A 17,835-nucleotide genomic window follows, 5' to 3' on the forward strand; every position below is an offset into this window, starting at 1 on the left:
ACCTTCATTCCGCCCGCCTTCACTCAGCCTCGTAACGTCCCGATTTTCCACCGTCTTTCAGGATCAGGCGGATGTCGTCGATCACCATCGCCTTTTCGACCGCCTTGACCATGTCATAGACCGTCAGCGCCGCGACCGAGACGGCAGTCAGCGCCTCCATCTCGACCCCGGTCTGGCCCGAGGTCTTGACGGTGGCCTCGATCCGCACGCCGGGCAAAGCGGGATCGGCAGTCAGTTCCAAAGCGACCTTGGTGATCGGCAGCGGGTGGCAGAGAGGGATCAGGTCCGAGGTCTTCTTGGCCGCCATGATCCCCGCCAGCCGCGCGACGGACAGGACATCGCCCTTCTTCGCCCGACCTTCGGTGATCAGGGCCAGCGTCTCGGCACTCATCCGCACGGCACCCACGGCAACTGCGACCCGGTCGGTCACCGGCTTGCCCGAGACATCGACCATATGAGCCTGGCCCTGGTCGTCGAAGTGCGAAAGCCCCGAGGTCACAGCCCACCCTGCGCAGTCAAGGGCTTGGACAGGATCGCCCGGGTCGCGGCGGTGACGTCGTCCTGCCGCATCAGGCTTTCGCCGATCAGGAAGCAGCGCGCCCCGTATTGCGCCAGGTCGGCCAGATCATCGGCGGTGTAAAGCCCGCTTTCGGCGACGATGGTCCGGTCGGCGGGCACCCGGCGGGCCAGCCTGCGCGTGGTCTCCAGTGTGACCTCGAAGGTGTGAAGGTTGCGGTTGTTGATCCCGATCAGCGGGGATTTCAGCAGCGCGGCGCGGTCAAGTTCGGCCTCGTCATGGACCTCGATCAGGACGTCCATGCCAAGGTCGGTCGCCGCGTCTTCCAGTTCGGCGGCCTGGCTGTCGTCCAGCGAGGCCATGATGATCAGGATGCAGTCGGCATTCAGCGCGCGGGACTGGGTGACCTGCCAGGGGTCATAGAGGAAATCCTTGCGCAGGCAGGGCAAGGCGACCGCGTTGTGGGCGGCCACAAGGTACTCGTCGGCCCCCTGGAAGCTGGGACCGTCCGTCAGGACCGACAGGCAGGTGGCGCCCCCGGCCTCGTAGGCCTTTGCCAGCGCGGGCGGGTCGAAATCCGGGCGGATCAGGCCCTTGGAGGGGCTGGCCTTCTTGATTTCGGCAATCAGGCCGTATCCGGTCAGCGTCGCCTCGCGCAGGGCGCGGGCAAACCCGCGGGGCGGGCTGGCGGCTTTGGCAGCGGCTTCCAGATCGGCCAGCGACGTGGCGGCCTTGGCCTTGGCCACTTCTTCCAGCTTGTAGGCCTTGATGCGGTCGAGGATGGTGCTCATGGGGGTCCTTCAGGCGTTCGTCAGGCGGCGGAGCGCGTCGACCTTTGACCTGGCCGCACCGGAATCGATCGACTCCCGGGCCAACGCCACGCCGTCGCGCAGGGTTCCCGCCTTGTCGGCCACCACAAGGGCGGCAGCGGCGTTCAGAAGGACCGCGTCGCGGTAGGCCCCCGGTGCGCCGTCCAGGAGGGCGCGGAACGCCTGGGCATTTTCGGCCGGTGTGCCGCCCAGGATCGCCTCGAACGGGTGGGGGGAAAGGCCTGCGTCTTCGGGGTGGACGGTGAAGTCACGCACCCCGCCGTTTTCCACGGCCGAAACCGAGGTGGGGCCGCAGATGGTGATCTCATCCGTGCCGTCCGAGCCGTGGACGAGCCAGGCTTTTTCGGAGCCGAGGGTGAGGAGCGTTTCTGCCATCGGTCGGATCAGGGCGTCGGAGAAAGCTCCGGTCAGCTGGCGTTTCACCCCGGCGGGGTTGGTCAGGGGGCCGAGGATGTTGAAGATCGTGCGCGTGCCGAGTTCGGCACGGACCGGCATGACGTGGCGGATCGCGGGGTGGTGCATCGGGGCCATCATGAAGCCGATCCCGGCCTCGGTCAGGCAGCGTTCCACGATCTCGGGGCCGATCATCACGTTCAGGCCCATCTCGGTCAGCGCGTCGGCGGCGCCGGATTTGGACGACAGGTTCCGGTTGCCGTGTTTCGCGACCGTGACGCCCGCGCCCGCCACGACGAAGGCGGTGGCGGTGGAGATGTTGAGCGTGCCCTTGCCGTCACCCCCGGTGCCGACGATGTCCATCGCGCCCGGCGGGGCTTTGACGGGGTTGCATTTGGACCGCATCACGCTGGCGGCGGCGGCGTATTCGTCGACCGTCTCGCCGCGCGTGCGGAGCGCCATCAGGAAGCCGCCCATCTGGGCCGGTGTGCCGTCGCCTTCGAAGAGCGCGTTGAAGGCGGCTTCGGCCTCGGCGCGCGTGAGGGGGCGGTTGGCGGCGATGCCGATCAGCGGCTTGAGGACCTCGCTCATGCCGGGACCTTGGCGCGGGCTTCGTCAAGGAAGTTCCGCAGGAGCTGGTGGCCGTGTTCGGAGGCGATGGATTCCGGGTGGAACTGTACGCCTTCGATCAGGTGGTGCTTGTGGCGAAGGCCCATGATCGTGCCGTCTTCCAGCCAGGCGGTGATTTCAAGGTCGGCGGGAAGGGTCGCGCGGTCGACGACGAGGGAGTGGTAGCGCGTCGCCTGGAAGGGCGAGGGCAGGCCGCGGAAGACGCCTTTTCCGGCGTGGTGCATGGTGCCCATCTTGCCGTGGACGATCTCGTGGCAGCGCACGACCTTGCCGCCGAAGGCCTCACCGATGGTCTGGTGGCCGAGGCAGACTCCAAGGAGGGGGATGCCGGCGGTCGCGGCGGCTTTGGTCAGGGGCAGGCAGATCCCGGCGGCGGCGGGGTCACAGGGGCCGGGGGAGAGGACGATCACCTCCGGCGCCATCGCGATGACGTCCTGGACCTGCAGGGCGTCGTTCCGCTTGACGACGACATCCGCGCCAAGCTCGCCCAGGTAGTGGACGAGGTTGTAGGTGAAGCTGTCGTAGTTGTCGATCAGGAGGAGCATGGCGGACCCCGAAGTGGTTCCGGCTGGTTATCGCCGATGCGGCGGGCGGTGTAAACCGGGGTTGGGCTGGGGCTGCCCGCGCATGAGCAGGGTTTCGGGTCTTGGGAAATCAAGGGGTTGGGCGCGAGCATTGACCCGAGCTTTACCTTGCGGCGGCTCCTCGCTTCCTTCGGTCGCTCCTCGCGTGGGACCGACGAGCGCCCGAAGGGACACGAGGAGGCGTCAGTCGTGGTGGACCACGTCGTCTGCGCCGAGATAGCAGCCGGTTTCCACCGCGATCAGGGTGACGGGCAGGCGGCCGGGGTTTTCCAGCCGGTGTGGCTGGCCAAGGGGGATGTGGATGGCTTCGCCTTCGCCGACCAGACGCGCGCGGGTCCCCAGGGTGACTTCGGCGGTGCCCTCGACGACGACCCAGTGTTCGGAACGGTGGAGGTGGGATTGCAGTGATGTCGCCTCGCCCGGCGAAAGACGCAGTGAGCGGACGCGGAACCGGCTGCCTTCGGCCAGAAGCGGCGCAGGGGCCGAGACGGGCCTGGCCGATACGAACATCATCGGTGCTTCGGCAAAGCCTGCGTGGTGCGATCCGTCCATGATCCCGTCCTCTTCTGTCATGCTGTGAGAGTCATCGGGAAATGGTTAGCAGGGGGTTAACGCCGTCGGGCCATTTCGAGGCATTTCCGGGGCGGTTGCAGGCCGGGGTGTTTGCGGATGGGGGCGGTTTTCAGATTGAGCGCCTTGGCAGGCGCGAAGACCCCTTGTCTCGCCTTTCGCGCGTGAAGGACGCGCGAAAGGCTCGGGCAAAGGGCCTCCGGCGGGGATATTTGGAGCCAGGTGAAAGGGGGGGCGGACGTTACGTCCAGTCGAGCACCACTTTGCCGGAGAGGCCGGAGCGCATGGCGGCGAAGCCCTGCTGGAAGTCGTCGACCTTGAAGCGGTGGGTGATGACGCGACGGATGTCGAGGCCGTTTTCCAGCATGGCGATCATCTTGTACCAGGTCTCGAAGATCTCGCGGCCGGAGACGCCCTTGATGGTGATGGCCTTGAAGACGATGCGGCTCCAGTCGACCGGGGATTTTCCCGGCGGGATGCCGAGCATGGCGATGCGACCGCCCATGACCATGTGTTCGACCATCTGGTCGAGGGCTGCTTGGGAGCCGGACATCTCCATCCCGACGTCGAAGCCCTGAGACATCTTGAGGCTGGGGTAGACGGAGCGCAGGTCGGTGGTGGCGACGTTGACCGGGACCACGTCGGCGACTTGCGCTGCAAGGTCGAGACGGGCCTGATTGATGTCGGTGATCACCACATGCCGCGCGCCGACGTGGCGGGCGACGGCGGCGGCCATGATGCCGATGGGGCCTGCGCCGGTGATCAGGACATCCTCGCCAATGAGGTCGAAGGAAAGGGCAGTGTGGACGGCGTTGCCGAGGGGGTCGAGGATGGCGCCAATCTCGTCGTCGATGGCGTCGGGCAGGGGGACGACGTTGAAGGCAGGCAGGCGCAGGTATTGCGCAAAGGCGCCGGGTTCATTGACGCCGATGCCCCGCGTTTCGGGGTCAAGGTGGAAGCGGCCGGAGCGGCTTTGCCGCGAGGTCTTGCCGATCAGGTGGCCTTCGCCCGAGCAGCGCTGGCCGATCTGGAGCCCCTCCACATTGCGGCCCATGTCGACGATGATCCCTGCGAATTCGTGGCCGGTGACGAGGGGGACGGGGACGGTGCGCTGTGCCCAGTCGTCCCAGTTCCAGATGTGGATGTCGGTGCCGCAGATGCCGGTCTTGTGGATCTTGATCAGGACATCGTCGGGGCCGATTTCGGGGACCGGGCGGGTCTCCATCCAGAGGCCGGGTTCGGGTCTAGATTTGACCAGGGTCTTCATTTCATTGGTCATTGTCGCGGTCCATCGTAAGGGCAAGCCAGGTCCAGCTGATCCCGGCAGCGGCGGTGTCTGCGTCGTGGGCGGGGGCGTCGTGGCGGCGGAGAAGCGTCAGCCCTGCGGTGGCGACGCGGGCGATCTCGGTTTGCGGGTCAAGGTCGTGCAGGGGCGCGCCGGGCGGCACCGGGCCGCGACGCAGGGCCAGGAAGACCCGGCCCCCGGGCGCGAGGAGGTTGGTCAGCCGGGCCAGCGCCTGGTCGCGGGCCCTGGGGGCAAGGTGATGCCAGACGGCGTTGACCAGGATCAGGTCATGGTGGCCGGAAAGCCCCACAAGGTCGGGCAGGGCGCTGGCCATCACTGTGGCGGCGGGGACGCGAAGGGCAATCATCTGGCGGAAGGCGGCGACTGGTTCGGCGGCGGTGACGCGGTGACCGCGAGACTGGAACCAGGCGGTGTCGCGTCCGCTGCCCGCGCCGATGTCCAGCACCGCTGCCGGGGGGGCCGGGATAAGGTCGGCCAGCCCGGACAGAAGGCTGTCGGTCGTCACGCTGTCATAGCGTCGGGCCATCGCCCCGGCATTCGCGGCGTAGATCGCAAGGGCGGGGTCATTGGTCACGCAAGGACTCCGGTGGCTTTGCCGGCCTGGGTGAAGGCGTCGAGCGCGAAGTCGAGGTCCGTGCGGGTGAGGGCCGCGTTCATCTGGGTGCGGATGCGGGCCTGGCCTTTGGGGACGACGGGGAAGAAGAAGGGGGCGACATGGACTCCGCGCTGGTTGAGGTTGGCGGCCATGGCTTGGGCGAGTTTGGCGTCGCCGAGCATGACGGGGATGATCGGGTGGTCTCCGGCAAGGAGGGTGAAGCCTGCCCGGGTGAGGCCCGCGCGCCAGTATTGCGCGTTGTCGGTAAGCTTGTGGCGGAGGTCGTCGGCGGTCTCGACGATGTCGAGGGCGGCGAGGGCTGCCCCGACGACGGCGGGGGGGAGGGCGTTGGAAAAGAGGTAGGGCCGGGCGCGTTGACGCAGGAGGTCGATGACCGGTTGCGGGCCGGCGATGTAGCCTCCCAGCGCGCCACCCAGGGCCTTGCCAAGGGTGCCGGTGAGGATGTCGACGGTGACGCCCGCGCGGGCGGGGGTGCCTGCGCCTTTGGGGCCGGTGAAGCCGGTGGCGTGGCAGTCGTCGACCATGATCATTGCGTCGTAGGTGTCGGCAAGGGCGCGGATTGCGGGGAGGTTGGCGTAGTAGCCGTCCATCGAGAAGACGCCGTCGGTTGCGATCAGGATGAAGCGGGCTCCGTCGGCCTTTGCGGCCTGCAGTTGGGCTTCAAGGTCGGTCATGTCCGAATTGGCGTAGCGGTAGCGTTTCGCTTTGCACAGGCGGATGCCGTCGATGATGGAGGCGTGGTTCAGGGCGTCCGAGATGACAGCGTCTTCGGGGCCGAGGAGGGGTTCGAACAGGCCGCCATTGGCGTCGAAGCAGGCGGCGAAGAGGATCGTGTCGTCGTGGCCAAGGTAGCGGGCGAGGCGGGTTTCCAGGCGACGGTGCAGGTCCTGCGTGCCGCAGATGAAGCGGACCGAGGCCATGCCGAAGCCGTGGTCGTCCATCGCCTGCTTGGCGGCGGCAATCAGGCGGGGGTCGTCTGCGAGGCCAAGGTAATTGTTGGCGCAAAGGTTCAGCATCTGCCGCCCGGCCATCTGGACGTGGGCTCCCTGAGCGCCGGTGATCAGGCGTTCGCGCTTCATCAGGCCGTCCGCCTCGATGTCCCGAAGAGTAGCGGCGATGTGGTCCAGGAAAGCAGTCATTTCCGTCATGGCAGAGTCCTTTCCGTTTTGGCGGATGGTGGCAGACGGTTGGCGCAGTGTCAACTTGGCGGAGGTGGCTCCGTTAAAGTGGAAGTCAGCTGTCCTGGACGATCAGGATGGCGCGGGCGGTGTCCTGGGCCGAGATTTCGTGGCTGCGGTCCGCGGGGTAGCGGGCGACATCGCCTTGGGCGAGGTGGTCGGTGGCGTCGCCGGAGGTGACGGTGAGGTGGCCTTCAAGGACAGTGAGGTGCTCGCGGCAGCCGGGGGAATGGGGTTCGGAGGTCAGTCTGGCACCTTGGGCGAAGGCCAGTTCGTAGACCTCGTGCCGACCGACGCTTTCGGGGGCGGACAGGATGCGAATCCTGACGCCGCCGCGCTGGATCACCGGGGCGGCGGCAGCGCGGGTGACCTCGATGCCGGGGAGGGGGCGGCCTTCCAGCAGACCGGCGAAGTCCAGCTGCAGCGCCTGGGTCAACGCCCACAGGGTGGCGACGGTGGGCGAGGATTCCCCGCGTTCGATCTGGCTGACCATCGAGCGGGAGACGCCGGAGAGCTTGGCGGCGGCGTCGAGGGAAAGGCCGCGCGCCTTGCGGGCGGCGCGGAGGGAGGCGGCGAGGCGGTCGTGGATGTCGGAGCGGTCGGCCATGTGGGCATGGTGGCGGGGAACAGGGGGGGCGTCAATCTTCGGGGGACGCTCGTCGATGACTTCGTCACTCCTCGCTGGCTTTGGCGATGAGGAGACGAAGTCGAACGAAGAGCAGTCCGGTCAGGTGCCGCAGAAGGTGACGTATTGGCCAAAGCCGGTGGGGGCGGGGAGCATGTAGGGCTCGGCCTCGGTGAAGGGCTTTTGGATCGCGGACAGAAGGGCATGGAAAGGGGCCATGTCGCCGTTGGTGGCGGCGGTCAGGGCGGCCTCGACCTGGTGGTTGCGCGGGATCACGGCGGGGTTGGCTTGCGAGACGCGCTGGGCCGCGCCCTCGCCGGCGCGGGCGCGCCAGCGGGGAAGCCAGGCTTCCATCTTCGAAAAGTCGCTGAAAAGCGGGCGCAGCGCTGCTTCGTCGGTGAGGCGGCGGAAGGTGAGCGTCCAGTCGGCCCCCTCCATCGCGGTCATCAGATCGTCGGCGAGGGGCGCGTCGTCCTTGTCGTCGCCCACAAGGCCAAGCTTGCGTCGCATCACGGCCAGCCATTCGGCGCGGTAGCGTCCCGCGATCCCGGACAGGCGGTCATTGGCGATCTCGACGGCTTTTTCCGGGTTGGCATCCAGCAGCGGGACCAGCGTCTCGGCCAGGCGGGCCAGGTTCCAGCCCAGGATCAGCGGCTGGTTGGCATAGGCATAGCGGCCCTGGTGGTCGATCGAGGAGAAGACCGTGCCGGGGGCGTAGCCTTCCATGAAGGCGCAGGGGCCGTAGTCGATGGTCTCGCCGCTGATCGCCATGTTGTCGGTATTCATGACGCCGTGGATGAAGCCCACGCCCATCCACTGCGCCACCAGCCGGACTTGGGCGGCGATGACGGCGTCAAGGAAGTCCAGGTAGGGCGCATCGGCCTGCGCAAGGTCGGGGTAGTGCCGGGCGATGGCATAATCGGCCACGGCCTTGACGTTGGCCTGATCGCCCCGGGCGGCAAAGAACTGGAACGTGCCCACGCGCAGGTGGCTTGCGGCGACGCGGGCCAGGACCGCGCCGGGCAACTTCGTCTCGCGCCAGATCTCCTCGCCGGTCGCGACGACGGCAAGGGCGCGGGTGGTGGGGATGCCAAGGGCGTGCATCGCCTCGGAGATCAGGTATTCGCGCAGCATCGGGCCGATGGCGGCCTTGCCGTCGCCTCCACGCGAAAAGGGCGTGCGGCCCGAGCCCTTGAGTTGCAGATCGAACCGCCCGGACGGGGTCAAGATCTCGCCCAGCAGATGCGCGCGCCCGTCGCCAAGTTGCGGCGAGAAGCCGCCGAACTGGTGGCCGGCATAGGCCTGGGCGATGGGGTCCGCCCCCGGTGGCAGCCGGGCGCCCGAGAACCAGTCGGCCGCCTCGGCATCGGTCAGGGTCAGGCCAAGCGCATCGGTCAGGGGCCGGTTCAATGCCAGAAGCCTGGGGGCAGGGGCCACGTCGGGGGTGGCGCGCAGGTAGGTGCCGGGCAGATCACGGGCATAGCTGTGGTCGAAGGCGATGGTCATGAAGGGGCCCCTTTCACCTTTGGATATGGCGTCCGGGCTGGCGAAGGGCAAGGCACGGGAGCCTGACCAAAATCCTTACGAAAGGATTTTGACAAATTTCTTGCTTAAGAAATTTGGTTGGCTGGCGGGGTGAAAAGTGGTCGGGGCGGAGGGATTCGAACTCTCGACCTACGGTACCCAAAACCGTCGCGCTACCAGGCTGCGCTACGCCCCGACGCGGGTCACTTACAGGGGAACGCGGGGATTGAAAAGCCTTCGCGTGCGGTCGGGCTTCAGGGAGTTTGGCCAAAGCAGCGGTCATACATCCACGACGCGCCGGCAGATGTCACGGGTGGGCTTGGGCGACATGTCAGGCAGGAGGTGAGAGTGGCGCGCACGTCTTGCGCGATGCGGACGCCGGTTATCCGCCGCAGGCCCAGGCGGCGGTTTCAGCCGGGATCGCGGGGTGGCGCATGACGGTGCCAGGCACTATTCCCAGCTTGGCGGCAAGGCCCGCATTGATTTCCAGCACGAACTGCACGCCCTCGCCGCCGTCGATGGGCGTCAGATCGCCGGGGACCGCACCCGCATGGACGCGGGTGACGGTTCCGGTCGGGTCGGCAAAGACCATGTCCAGCGGAATCAGTGTGTTCTTCATCCAGAAACTGACCCGTCGCGGGGCCGCATAGACGAAAAGCATGCCCGACGCGGGGGGCAGCTCGGTCCGGAACATCAGGCCTTGCGCCCGCTCCTCGCCATCATCGGCCACCTCGACTGCAAAGCTTTCGCGGCCGCCCTCCCAGCGCAGATCCAGCCGGTCCAAGGAACAGGCGGCTTCAGCCCAGGCAGCGCCCGGCAGAAGTGCGGCAAGGGCAAGCGCGCGGAGCACCGTCATGTATGCTCACGCGCGGCGGCTTCCCAGGACACGACCTGGATGGCCATCCGGCCGCGCTTGCCTTCGATGATGCGCAACGCCACGGCCTCGCCAGCCGCAAGGTCGGCAAAGCCCGAGACGCGCAGCACCTCGGCATGGATGAACACGTCCTCGGGCTTGCCGAAGACATTGGCAAAGCCGAAGCCCTTGCCCTTGTCGAACCACTTCACGCGTGCAGGTTCCAGGGCCAGAGCAAGGATATCCTCGCTGACCATCTGGGCCGCATCCTCGCCGAAGGGCACAACGACGCCTTCCGGCGGATCGATGCGAACCACTTCAACGGCTTGCACGCCGCGCTGTGTCCTTTGAACACGGACCTCTATACCCGCACCATCTGCCACTGACCCCTGCCCGAAGTTCCGAAGAACGTTGGCGTGCAGGAGTATATCTGCATCCGTCTGGTCTGAAACGATGAAACCGAAACCCTTGGAAGGATCAAACCACTTAACGCGACCATGCACGATCTGCATGACCTCATCTTCTTCCGACATTTACAGAGCCTTCTCCCCAGAATGAGCCCTAAGGGGCACAGATGGGGCGAAAGTTAACCGGGGATCAAGGGCAAATGTGCCGGTTCGTTGCATAAAATCCGACAAGTGCCGGAAACCTCAGGGATTCAATCTTGTAACAATCCAGTCGTCGGAAACCCCCGCACGATACCAGCGAAAGCGGTCATGCAACCGGAACGCGCCGTCGGCCCAGAATTCGATCTCGACCGGGCGAATCCGGAAACCGCCCCAGAACGGCGGGCGGGGCGGATTCGGGCCCTTTGTAAGCGCCTGCTTAGCCGCCTCGGCCATCAGCGCCTCACGCGACGACAGGGGTTGCGACTGCTGGCTGGCCCAGGCGCCGATGCGGGACTTCAGGCTGCGGCTTGTGTAGTATTCGTCGGCCTTGGGGCCATCCTCACGCGTGACGGTCCCGCGGACGCGGATCTGGCGGCGCAGGGATTTCCAGTGCAGCACGAAGGCGGCCTTGCCGGCGGCCTCGATCTCCTGGCCCTTCTTCGAGGTGTAGTTGGTGTAGAAGACGAAGGCCCCGCCGCCTTCGCCTTCGGTCTCGATCTCCTTGAGCAGGACCATGCGGACATTGGGCAGGCCCTGGTCGTCCACGGTGGCCAAGGCGATTGCGTTGGGGTCGTTCGGCTCGGTCCCTTCGGCCTCGGTCAGCCAGGACTGGGCCAGCACGAAGGGGTCGCTGCCCGCGAAAATGCCTGATCGATCCATGAGAGAACTCCTTCCCTGGCGGTAAGGACCTGCCTTGAAGGGCGGCCCCGCTTCGCCTACACGTCATATCCAACGAAAAATGGGCTAGGGGTCAGGAATGTCAACCGGACTGATGCAGGGCAAGCGCGGCCTGATCATGGGGCTTGCGAACGACAAGTCCATCGCCTGGGGGATCGCCCAGGCTTTGGCGGCCCAAGGGGCAGAACTTGCGTTCAGCTATCAGGGCGAGGCGCTGAAGAAGCGGGTCGAGCCTTTGGCGGAATCCCTGGGCAAGCCGATGCTCTTTGAATGCGACGTTGCCAGTGACGACAGCATTGATGCGCTCTTCACCGGGCTGAAGGCCGAATGGGGGCAGATCGACTTTCTGGTCCATGCCATCGGGTTTGCCGACAAGAACGAGCTGCGCGGCCGCTACGTCGACACCTCGCGCGCGGGGTTTGCGCTGGCGATGGATATCTCTGTCTACAGCTTTACCGCGGTCTGCCAGCGGGCGGCGGCGATGATGGGGCCGGGGGGCAGCCTGCTGACCCTGACCTATTTCGGGGCCGAGAAGGTCATGCCGCATTACAACGTGATGGGCGTGGCGAAAGCGGGGCTTGAGGCGTCGGTCAAGTATCTGGCCGAGGATCTGGGCAAGGACGGCATCCGCGTCAACGCGATCAGCGCAGGGCCGATCAAGACGCTGGCCGCCAGCGGTATCGGCGATTTCCGCTACATCATGCGCTGGAATGAACTGAACTCTCCGCTTCGTCGCAACGTGACGCAGGAAGAGGTCGGCAAGGCCGCACTGTACCTGCTGTCAGACCTTGGGTCCGGAACGACGGGCGAGAACCTGCATGTCGACGCGGGCTACCATGTCGTGGGCATGAAGGCGATCGACGCGCCCGACATCGACATCGTCACCGGCAAGAAAGAGAGCGGCCAATGAGCCGCGGCGTGGAATGAGAGTTGGGGCATGAGCGTTGCGGCCTTCCTGGCCTTCGCGGGTCTGGTGCTGTTTGCCGTGGTCTCGCCCGGCCCGGCGGTCCTGATGTCGGCCCGCACCGGGCTGAGCGAAGGCTTCCGCACTGGTGTCATGCTGGCGCTGGGCATCGCATCTGGCGCGGTCTTCTGGGCCTTGGCGGCGATGTTCGGGCTGCACCTGATCTTTGATGCCGCGCCCTCGCTCCTGTGGGCGCTGAAGATCGGCGGGGCCGGGTATCTGATGTGGCTGGCCTGGCACCTGTGGCGGGATGCGAAAACGCCTTTCATCGCCGATGACGCGCGCCCCGTGCCGCGCTCGCCCTTTGCGGCCTATCGGCTGGGTCTGTGGACCAACCTGTCGAACCCGAAGGCCGTGGTCATGTATTCCTCGATCTTCCTTGGCACCATAACCCCCGGCACGCCGACCTGGGTGCTTGCCAGCCTGATCCTCATGATCCTGGTGATGGAGACCGCCTGGAACAGTCTTGTCGCCCGCATCTTCTCGATGGAGCGGACGCGGGCGACCTATATCAGCCTGAAAACCGTGATCGACCGCTGCTTCGGGGCCGCACTGGCCCTTTTGGGCATCAAGATCGTCGCCACCTGAAGGAGGGGCTTGCCATGTCCGCCGACCGCCTGCCGCATGAAAAGGGGTTTCACGTCAGCTGGGACCAGATCCACCGCGACGCGCGCGCGCTGGCCTGGCGGCTGGACGGCAAGGGGCCGGGCGAGGGCGGGACCTGGAAGGCCGTCGTCGGCATCACCCGCGGCGGCCTGGTCCCGGCGATGATCGTCAGCCGCGAGCTGGACATACGGGTGGTCGACAGCATTTCCGTGAAGTCCTACCACTCGGGCGGCGGCAAGGCCGACCAGCGGCGCGAGGCGATGGTGATCAAGGCCCCGCAGGCCGACATCATGGGCGACGGGACCGGTGTCCTGATCGTCGATGACCTGGTGGACAGCGGCAAGACGCTGGAACTGATCCGTGGCCTTTATCCGAAGGCGCATTTCGCCTGCGTCTATGCCAAGCCCGAGGGCGAAAAGCAGGCCGACACCTACATCACATCCGTCAGCCAGGACACCTGGATCTTCTTCCCCTGGGACATGGCGCTGCAATACGTCCAGCCCATGCGGGGGGCGGACTGAGCCCTGAAATGCTCCGCCACAGCCGCGACCGGCTGCTGCACTGGCTGTTCGAGGCAAGTCTGGCGATCAAGGGTCTTCTGACCTCGCTTGAAGCGCTTGCGGGGCTGGGCCTGATCGTGACCCCGAACCCGCTTGTTGCGCGGTTTGTCTTCTGGGTCACGCATTTCCAGATTGCCGAACATCCCGACGACACGCTTGCAAGCTGGACCCTGCGCGCCGTCCAGCAGTTCCCGGTCCCAACGCAGCACTTTTATGCGCTTTACCTGCTGGCGCATGGTGGGCTGAAGCTGACGCTGGTGCTGTTGCTGTGGCGCAAGGTGGTTTGGGCCTATCCGGCCGCGATGGTCGTGCTGGCGGGGTTCGTGGCCTACCAACTTTACGAGTTCGTCCATGCCGGAACGCCGATCCTGCTGTTGCTGGCAGTATTCGATCTGGTGATGATCGGCCTCGTCTGGCAGGAATGGAAAGCGCTATGCGGGCGGGTCGCCCCCGCCGCCTGAGATGTCCGGAAGGAGCCTTGCGATGACCTTGCCCCTGAACCCCGCTTTTGCCGCCACTGAGCCGCCCCCGGTGATGGAGGCGCGGCGCTGGATCGAGGGGGTGACCTTTCCGGCCGACCGCCCGCTGATCAACATCAGCCAGGCCGCCCCGGTGGAAAGCCCGCCCCTGGGCTTGCGGCAGGCGCTGGCCGAGGCGGCGCTGAACGACCCGAATGCGCATCTGTACGGCCCGGTGCTGGGCCTTCCGGCCTTGCGCGAAGAGATCGCGACGCAATGGTCGGCGATCTACGGGGGCAGAATTGCCCCCGCACAGGTCGCGATCACCCAAGGCTGCAACCAGGCCTTCTGCACGGTGATGGCAACGCTGGCGGGACCGGGGGACGAGGTGATCCTGCCGACACCCTGGTACTTCAATCACAAGATGTGGCTGGACATGTCGTCGGTGAAGACCGTGCCGCTGGATGCTGGCCCGACGCTTGTCCCCTCGGCCGAGGCGGCGGCGAAGCTTGTCACCGACCGGACCCGCGCCATCGTCCTTGTCAGTCCGAACAACCCCGGTGGCGTGGAGTATCCGGCGGAAACGCTGGCGGCCTTCCGCGACCTGTGCCGCGAGAAGGGGTTGGCGCTGATCGTGGACGAGACCTACCGCGATTTCGACAGCCGCACGGGGGCTCCGCATGACCTGTTCCAGGACCCCGACTGGGCCGACACGCTGATCCAGCTTTACAGCTTCTCCAAGGCTTACCGGCTGACCGGGCACCGGGTGGGTGCTGTGGTCGCCGGGGCCGCGCGGCTGGCCGAGGTGGAGAAGTTCCTGGATACCGTCGCGATCTGCCCCAGCCAGCTGGGCCAGATCGGCGCCTTGTGGGGGATGCGGAACCTGGGCCAATGGCTTGCGGGGGAACGCGACGAGATCCTCGCCCGCCGCCGCGCGATGGCCGAAGGGTTCAAGACCCTGCCGGGGTGGAAGCTGCTGGGCTGCGGCGCCTATTTCGCCTATGTCGAGCACCCGTTCGACATGGCCAGCGACGCCCTGTGCAAGCGGCTGGTGACGGAAGCCTCTCTCCTGATGCTGCCGGGGACGATGTTCCAGCCCGACGGGTCCGAAGCCGGCAAGCGCCAGATCCGCATCGCCTTTGCCAACGTGGACAGCGCCGGCATCGCCGAAGTGATCCGCCGCTTGCAGGCCTTTCGGCCCTGACAGGCGCGTGACCGGTAGGAGGGGCGGGCGATCTTGATCTTGCCCCCCTGCGGGCTTCCCACTATGCACCTGATCCATAACCAATCAGAGGGCCCGAACTCATGGCGAAGACCCCGACCGAAGACGGCAAGCGCCCGCGCAGCACGGTGAAAGAGGTGGCCGTCTGGACAATGCTGGGGATGCTGATCCTGGGCCTTGGCGGCTTCGGCGTCACCAGCTTCTCGGGCGGGGTGACCAAGGTCGGCAGCGTCGGCGACATCGACATCACCACCGACGATTATGCCCGCGCGCTGCAGACCCAGGTCGCGGCTTTCGGCCAGCAGTTCGGCCAGCAGCTGTCGATGCAGGAGGCGCTGGCCTTCGGGATCGACAAGCAGGTGCTGCAGGACGTGCTGACGCGCGCGGCGCTGGACAACGAGGCGCAGCGCGTCGGGGTCTCGGTCGGAGACGATGTGGTCGCGACCGAAATCATGGGGATGGACGCCTTCAAGGGCGTCTCGGGCAGCTTCGAGCGCGAGACCTACCGCTTCGCGCTGGAGCGCAACAACCTGTCGGAAACCGAGTTCGAGACGAACCTGCGCCGCGACATCAGCCGCGAGCTGTTGCAGGGCGCGGTGGCGGGTGGCTTTGCGGCCCCGGCTGCGCTGACCGATACGCTTTATGCCTGGGTGGGGGAACGGCGGGGCTTTTCCATGCTGCGTCTGACCGAAGGGGACCTGACCGCTCCGCCGGCCGAACCGACAGAGGCCGAGCTGCAGGCGCATTACGACGCCAACCTTGACCGCTTCACCCGGCCCGAGGCCAAGCGCGTCACCTATGCTGCCCTCCTGCCCGAGGCCATCGCCAAGGACCAGCCGGTTGACGATGCCATGCTGCAGAAGATGTACCAGGACCGGATCGCCGAATTCGTCATCCCCGAACGCCGCATCCTGGAACGGCTGGTCTATCCCGACCAGGCCGCAGCCGAGGCCGCGAAGGCCAAGTTCGACGCCGGAACCACGTTCGAGGACCTGGTGGCCGAGCGCGGGCTGACGCTGGACGCCATCGACATGGGCGATGTCTCGCTGGACGAACTCGGGGCCGCGGGCGAGCCGATCTTCGCCACGGCCGAGGGTCAGGTGGCCGGGCCGCTGGACAGCGACCTTGGACCTGCGCTTTACCGCGTCGTCTCGGTCCTGGCGGCCGAAGAGACCACCTTTGACGAAGCACGCGAAACGCTGGCGATCGAGATCCAGACCGACGCGGCCCGTCGCCTGATCGCCGATCAGGTCGAGGCGATCGACGACCTTCTTGCCGGGGGAGCGACGCTGGAGGACCTTGCCAAGGAGATGGGACTTGCCTTGGCCACGCTGGACCATGTGCCGGGCCAGCAGGGGCAGGACAGCATCGAAGGTTATCCGGCTTTCCGCGCCGCTGCCGATGCGGTGCAAGAGGGGGATTTCCCCGAAGCCATCGTGCTGGAGGACGGCGGGGTCGTCGCCCTGCGGCTGGACGAGATCGTCGCCGCCGCTCCGATCCCCTTCGACGAAGCGAAAGACCAGGTGACCGAGGATTGGCGCCGCGACGCCGTTGCCAAGGCGCTGACCGCCCGCGGGGCCGAGATCAAGGCCGCGCTGGACGGCGGGGCTGCCATCGGCAGCTTCGGGATCGTCGACGTGACGCCCGAGACGGACCGCTCGGGCTTTGTCGCCGACACGCCCGAGACGCTGCTTGAGGACGTCTTCAAGATGACCGAGGGCGAAGCCCGGGTGATCGAGGCGGACGGCTTCATCGCCGTGGTCAAGCTTGACCGCATCCTGCCCGCCGCCACCGAGGGTGAAGATGCCGAAGGGATGCGCGCCGCCCTTGCCGCCCAGGCCCGCCAGGCCATCGCCCAGGACGCCTTTGCCGCCTTCACCAACGCGCTGACCGCCGAGGCCGGCATCTCGCTGGACCAGGCCGCGATCAACGCCGTCCACGCGAGCCTGCCCTGATGCAGCTTTCCCCCGGTTTTGCCGAGTTCGAGGCAGGTTGGACTGCTGGGAAGAACCAGATCGTCTGGGCGCGGCTGGCGGCGGACCTGGATACTCCGGTCAGCCTGATGCTGAAGCTGGGCGACGCCCGCGCCGATACCTTCATGCTGGAATCGGTCACCGGGGGCGAGATCCGGGGCCGCTATTCCATCGTCGGCATGAAGCCCGACCTTGTCTGGCAGTGCCACGGCGACAAAAGCCGGATCAACCGCGAAGCGCGCTTTGACCGGCAGTCGTTCACCGACCTTCCCGGCCACCCCTTGCAGACCCTGCGCGACCTGCTGGCCGAATGCCGGATCGAGATGCCCGAAGGGCTGCCTGCCGTGTCGGCGGGGCTGTTCGGCTATCTCGGCTATGACATGATCCGTCTTGTGGAACACTTGCCGGACGTGAACCCCGACCCCCTGGGCCTGCCCGATGCCGAACTGATCCGCCCTTCGGTCATCGCGGTGCTGGACGGGGTCAAGGGCGAGGTGACAGTGGTGGCCCCGGCCTGGGTTGCGGGCGGCTTGTCGGCACGGGCGGCCTATGCGCAGGCCGCAGAACGGGTGATGGACGCGCTGAGGGATCTGGACCGCGCGCCCTCTGCCGCGCGTGACCTGGGTGAGACGGCGCCGGTCGGCGAGGCCACGTCGAACTTTACGCACGACGGCTACAAGACCGCGGTCGAGAAGGCCAAGGACTATATCCGCGCGGGTGACATCTTCCAGGTGGTGCCCTCGCAGCGCTGGTCGCAGCGGTTCGAACTGCCGCCCTTTGCCCTTTATCGCAGCTTGCGGCGGACCAACCCCTCGCCCTTCATGTTCTTCTTCAACTTCGGCGGCTTTCAGGTCGTCGGTGCCAGCCCTGAAATTCTGGTGCGCCTTCGCGACGGCGAGGTCACCGTCCGCCCCATCGCTGGGACGCGCAAACGCGGGGCCACGCCCGAGGAAGACAAGGCGCTGGAGCTGGACCTTCTTGCCGACCCGAAGGAACGGGCCGAGCATCTGATGCTGCTGGACCTGGGCCGCAACGACGTCGGTCGGGTGACGAAGGTGGGGACGGTGCGCCCCACGGAAACCTTCATCATCGAACGCTACAGCCACGTCATGCACATCGTGTCGAACGTGGTGGGCGAGA

Annotated in this window: 20 protein-coding genes and 1 tRNA gene; 7 read left to right on the forward strand and 14 right to left on the reverse strand. The window is 66.6% G+C overall.

Annotated elements, in window-relative coordinates; all coding sequences use genetic code 11:
• Positions 1-19 precede the first annotated feature (19 nt).
• The 14 genes from moaC to pdxH all read right to left on the reverse strand — a co-directional run bounded on the left by moaC (position 20) and on the right by pdxH (position 10,894).
• Positions 20-499: a cyclic pyranopterin monophosphate synthase MoaC gene (gene moaC / locus U1E69_RS10695; RefSeq protein ID WP_322244361.1), complete on the reverse strand. Its 480-nt coding sequence runs from the start codon at positions 497-499 to the stop codon at positions 20-22.
• Positions 496-1,308 carry an indole-3-glycerol phosphate synthase TrpC gene (gene trpC, locus U1E69_RS10700; protein ID WP_322244362.1) on the reverse strand — a complete coding sequence of 271 codons (813 nt, stop codon included), beginning with the start codon at positions 1,306-1,308 and terminating at the stop codon, positions 496-498. The genes moaC and trpC overlap by 4 nt, the downstream gene beginning before the upstream one ends.
• 9 nt (positions 1,309-1,317) lie before the next feature.
• Entirely contained in the window at positions 1,318-2,331 is a 1,014-nt protein-coding gene (gene trpD, locus U1E69_RS10705; RefSeq protein WP_322244363.1) for an anthranilate phosphoribosyltransferase, read from the reverse strand.
• A complete protein-coding gene (locus U1E69_RS10710) occupies positions 2,328-2,915 on the reverse strand; it encodes an aminodeoxychorismate/anthranilate synthase component II (RefSeq protein WP_322244364.1) in 588 nt (195 codons plus the stop codon). The genes trpD and U1E69_RS10710 overlap by 4 nt, the downstream gene beginning before the upstream one ends.
• A gap of 222 nt (positions 2,916-3,137) precedes the next feature.
• On the reverse strand, positions 3,138-3,527 hold the full coding sequence (locus U1E69_RS10715) for a phosphomannose isomerase type II C-terminal cupin domain (RefSeq protein ID WP_322244365.1): 390 nt from the start codon (positions 3,525-3,527) through the stop codon (positions 3,138-3,140).
• A 238-nt stretch (positions 3,528-3,765) separates the two neighbouring features.
• Positions 3,766-4,791, reverse strand: a complete 1,026-nt coding sequence (gene tdh / locus U1E69_RS10720; RefSeq protein WP_322244366.1) for an L-threonine 3-dehydrogenase — start codon at positions 4,789-4,791, stop codon at positions 3,766-3,768.
• Position 4,792: 1 nt separating this feature from the next.
• Positions 4,793-5,404 (reverse strand): class I SAM-dependent methyltransferase, encoded by a 612-nt coding sequence (locus tag U1E69_RS10725; protein WP_322244367.1) that lies wholly within the window; start codon positions 5,402-5,404, stop codon positions 4,793-4,795.
• The gene (locus U1E69_RS10730; RefSeq protein ID WP_322244368.1) at positions 5,401-6,594 is read right to left on the reverse strand and encodes a glycine C-acetyltransferase; all 1,194 of its coding nucleotides are present in this window, start codon (positions 6,592-6,594) and stop codon (positions 5,401-5,403) included. The genes U1E69_RS10725 and U1E69_RS10730 overlap by 4 nt, the downstream gene beginning before the upstream one ends.
• 85 nt (positions 6,595-6,679) lie before the next feature.
• Positions 6,680-7,231: a helix-turn-helix domain-containing protein gene (locus U1E69_RS10735; protein WP_322244369.1), complete on the reverse strand. Its 552-nt coding sequence runs from the start codon at positions 7,229-7,231 to the stop codon at positions 6,680-6,682.
• A gap of 120 nt (positions 7,232-7,351) precedes the next feature.
• Positions 7,352-8,755, reverse strand: a complete 1,404-nt coding sequence (locus U1E69_RS10740; protein ID WP_322244370.1) for a protein adenylyltransferase SelO — start codon at positions 8,753-8,755, stop codon at positions 7,352-7,354.
• Between the two features lie 137 nt (positions 8,756-8,892).
• Positions 8,893-8,969, reverse strand: a tRNA-Pro gene (locus U1E69_RS10745).
• A gap of 186 nt (positions 8,970-9,155) precedes the next feature.
• Positions 9,156-9,629: a DUF192 domain-containing protein gene (locus U1E69_RS10750; RefSeq protein ID WP_322244371.1), complete on the reverse strand. Its 474-nt coding sequence runs from the start codon at positions 9,627-9,629 to the stop codon at positions 9,156-9,158.
• Positions 9,626-10,159, reverse strand: coding sequence for a cold shock domain-containing protein (locus U1E69_RS10755; protein WP_322244372.1), 534 nt, complete (start codon positions 10,157-10,159; stop codon positions 9,626-9,628). The genes U1E69_RS10750 and U1E69_RS10755 overlap by 4 nt, the downstream gene beginning before the upstream one ends.
• 117 nt (positions 10,160-10,276) lie before the next feature.
• Complete coding sequence (pdxH, locus tag U1E69_RS10760) at positions 10,277-10,894, reverse strand: pyridoxamine 5'-phosphate oxidase (protein WP_322244373.1); 618 nt, start codon at positions 10,892-10,894, stop codon at positions 10,277-10,279.
• 97 nt (positions 10,895-10,991) lie between these two features.
• Between pdxH and fabI the strand changes: the two genes are divergently transcribed.
• The 7 genes from fabI to U1E69_RS10795 form a co-directional block, all read left to right on the forward strand.
• Complete coding sequence (gene fabI / locus U1E69_RS10765; RefSeq protein WP_322244374.1) at positions 10,992-11,822, forward strand: enoyl-ACP reductase FabI; 831 nt, start codon at positions 10,992-10,994, stop codon at positions 11,820-11,822.
• Between the two features lie 27 nt (positions 11,823-11,849).
• On the forward strand, positions 11,850-12,464 hold the full coding sequence (locus U1E69_RS10770; RefSeq protein WP_322244375.1) for a LysE family translocator: 615 nt from the start codon (positions 11,850-11,852) through the stop codon (positions 12,462-12,464).
• A 14-nt stretch (positions 12,465-12,478) separates the two neighbouring features.
• On the forward strand, positions 12,479-13,003 hold the full coding sequence (gene gpt / locus U1E69_RS10775; protein ID WP_322244376.1) for a xanthine phosphoribosyltransferase: 525 nt from the start codon (positions 12,479-12,481) through the stop codon (positions 13,001-13,003).
• 8 nt (positions 13,004-13,011) lie between these two features.
• On the forward strand, positions 13,012-13,503 hold the full coding sequence (locus U1E69_RS10780) for a DUF2127 domain-containing protein (protein WP_322244377.1): 492 nt from the start codon (positions 13,012-13,014) through the stop codon (positions 13,501-13,503).
• Between the two features lie 22 nt (positions 13,504-13,525).
• Positions 13,526-14,704 (forward strand): aminotransferase, encoded by a 1,179-nt coding sequence (locus U1E69_RS10785; RefSeq protein ID WP_322244378.1) that lies wholly within the window; start codon positions 13,526-13,528, stop codon positions 14,702-14,704.
• Between the two features lie 101 nt (positions 14,705-14,805).
• Positions 14,806-16,677: a peptidyl-prolyl cis-trans isomerase gene (locus U1E69_RS10790; RefSeq protein WP_322244379.1), complete on the forward strand. Its 1,872-nt coding sequence runs from the start codon at positions 14,806-14,808 to the stop codon at positions 16,675-16,677.
• Positions 16,677-17,835: anthranilate synthase component I family protein (locus tag U1E69_RS10795; protein ID WP_322244380.1), on the forward strand; the 1,159-nt coding region annotated here is incomplete at its 3' end. The genes U1E69_RS10790 and U1E69_RS10795, both read left to right, overlap by 1 nt.

Source organism: Tabrizicola sp. (assembly GCF_034366665.1).
GTDB lineage: Bacteria > Pseudomonadota > Alphaproteobacteria > Rhodobacterales > Rhodobacteraceae > Tabrizicola.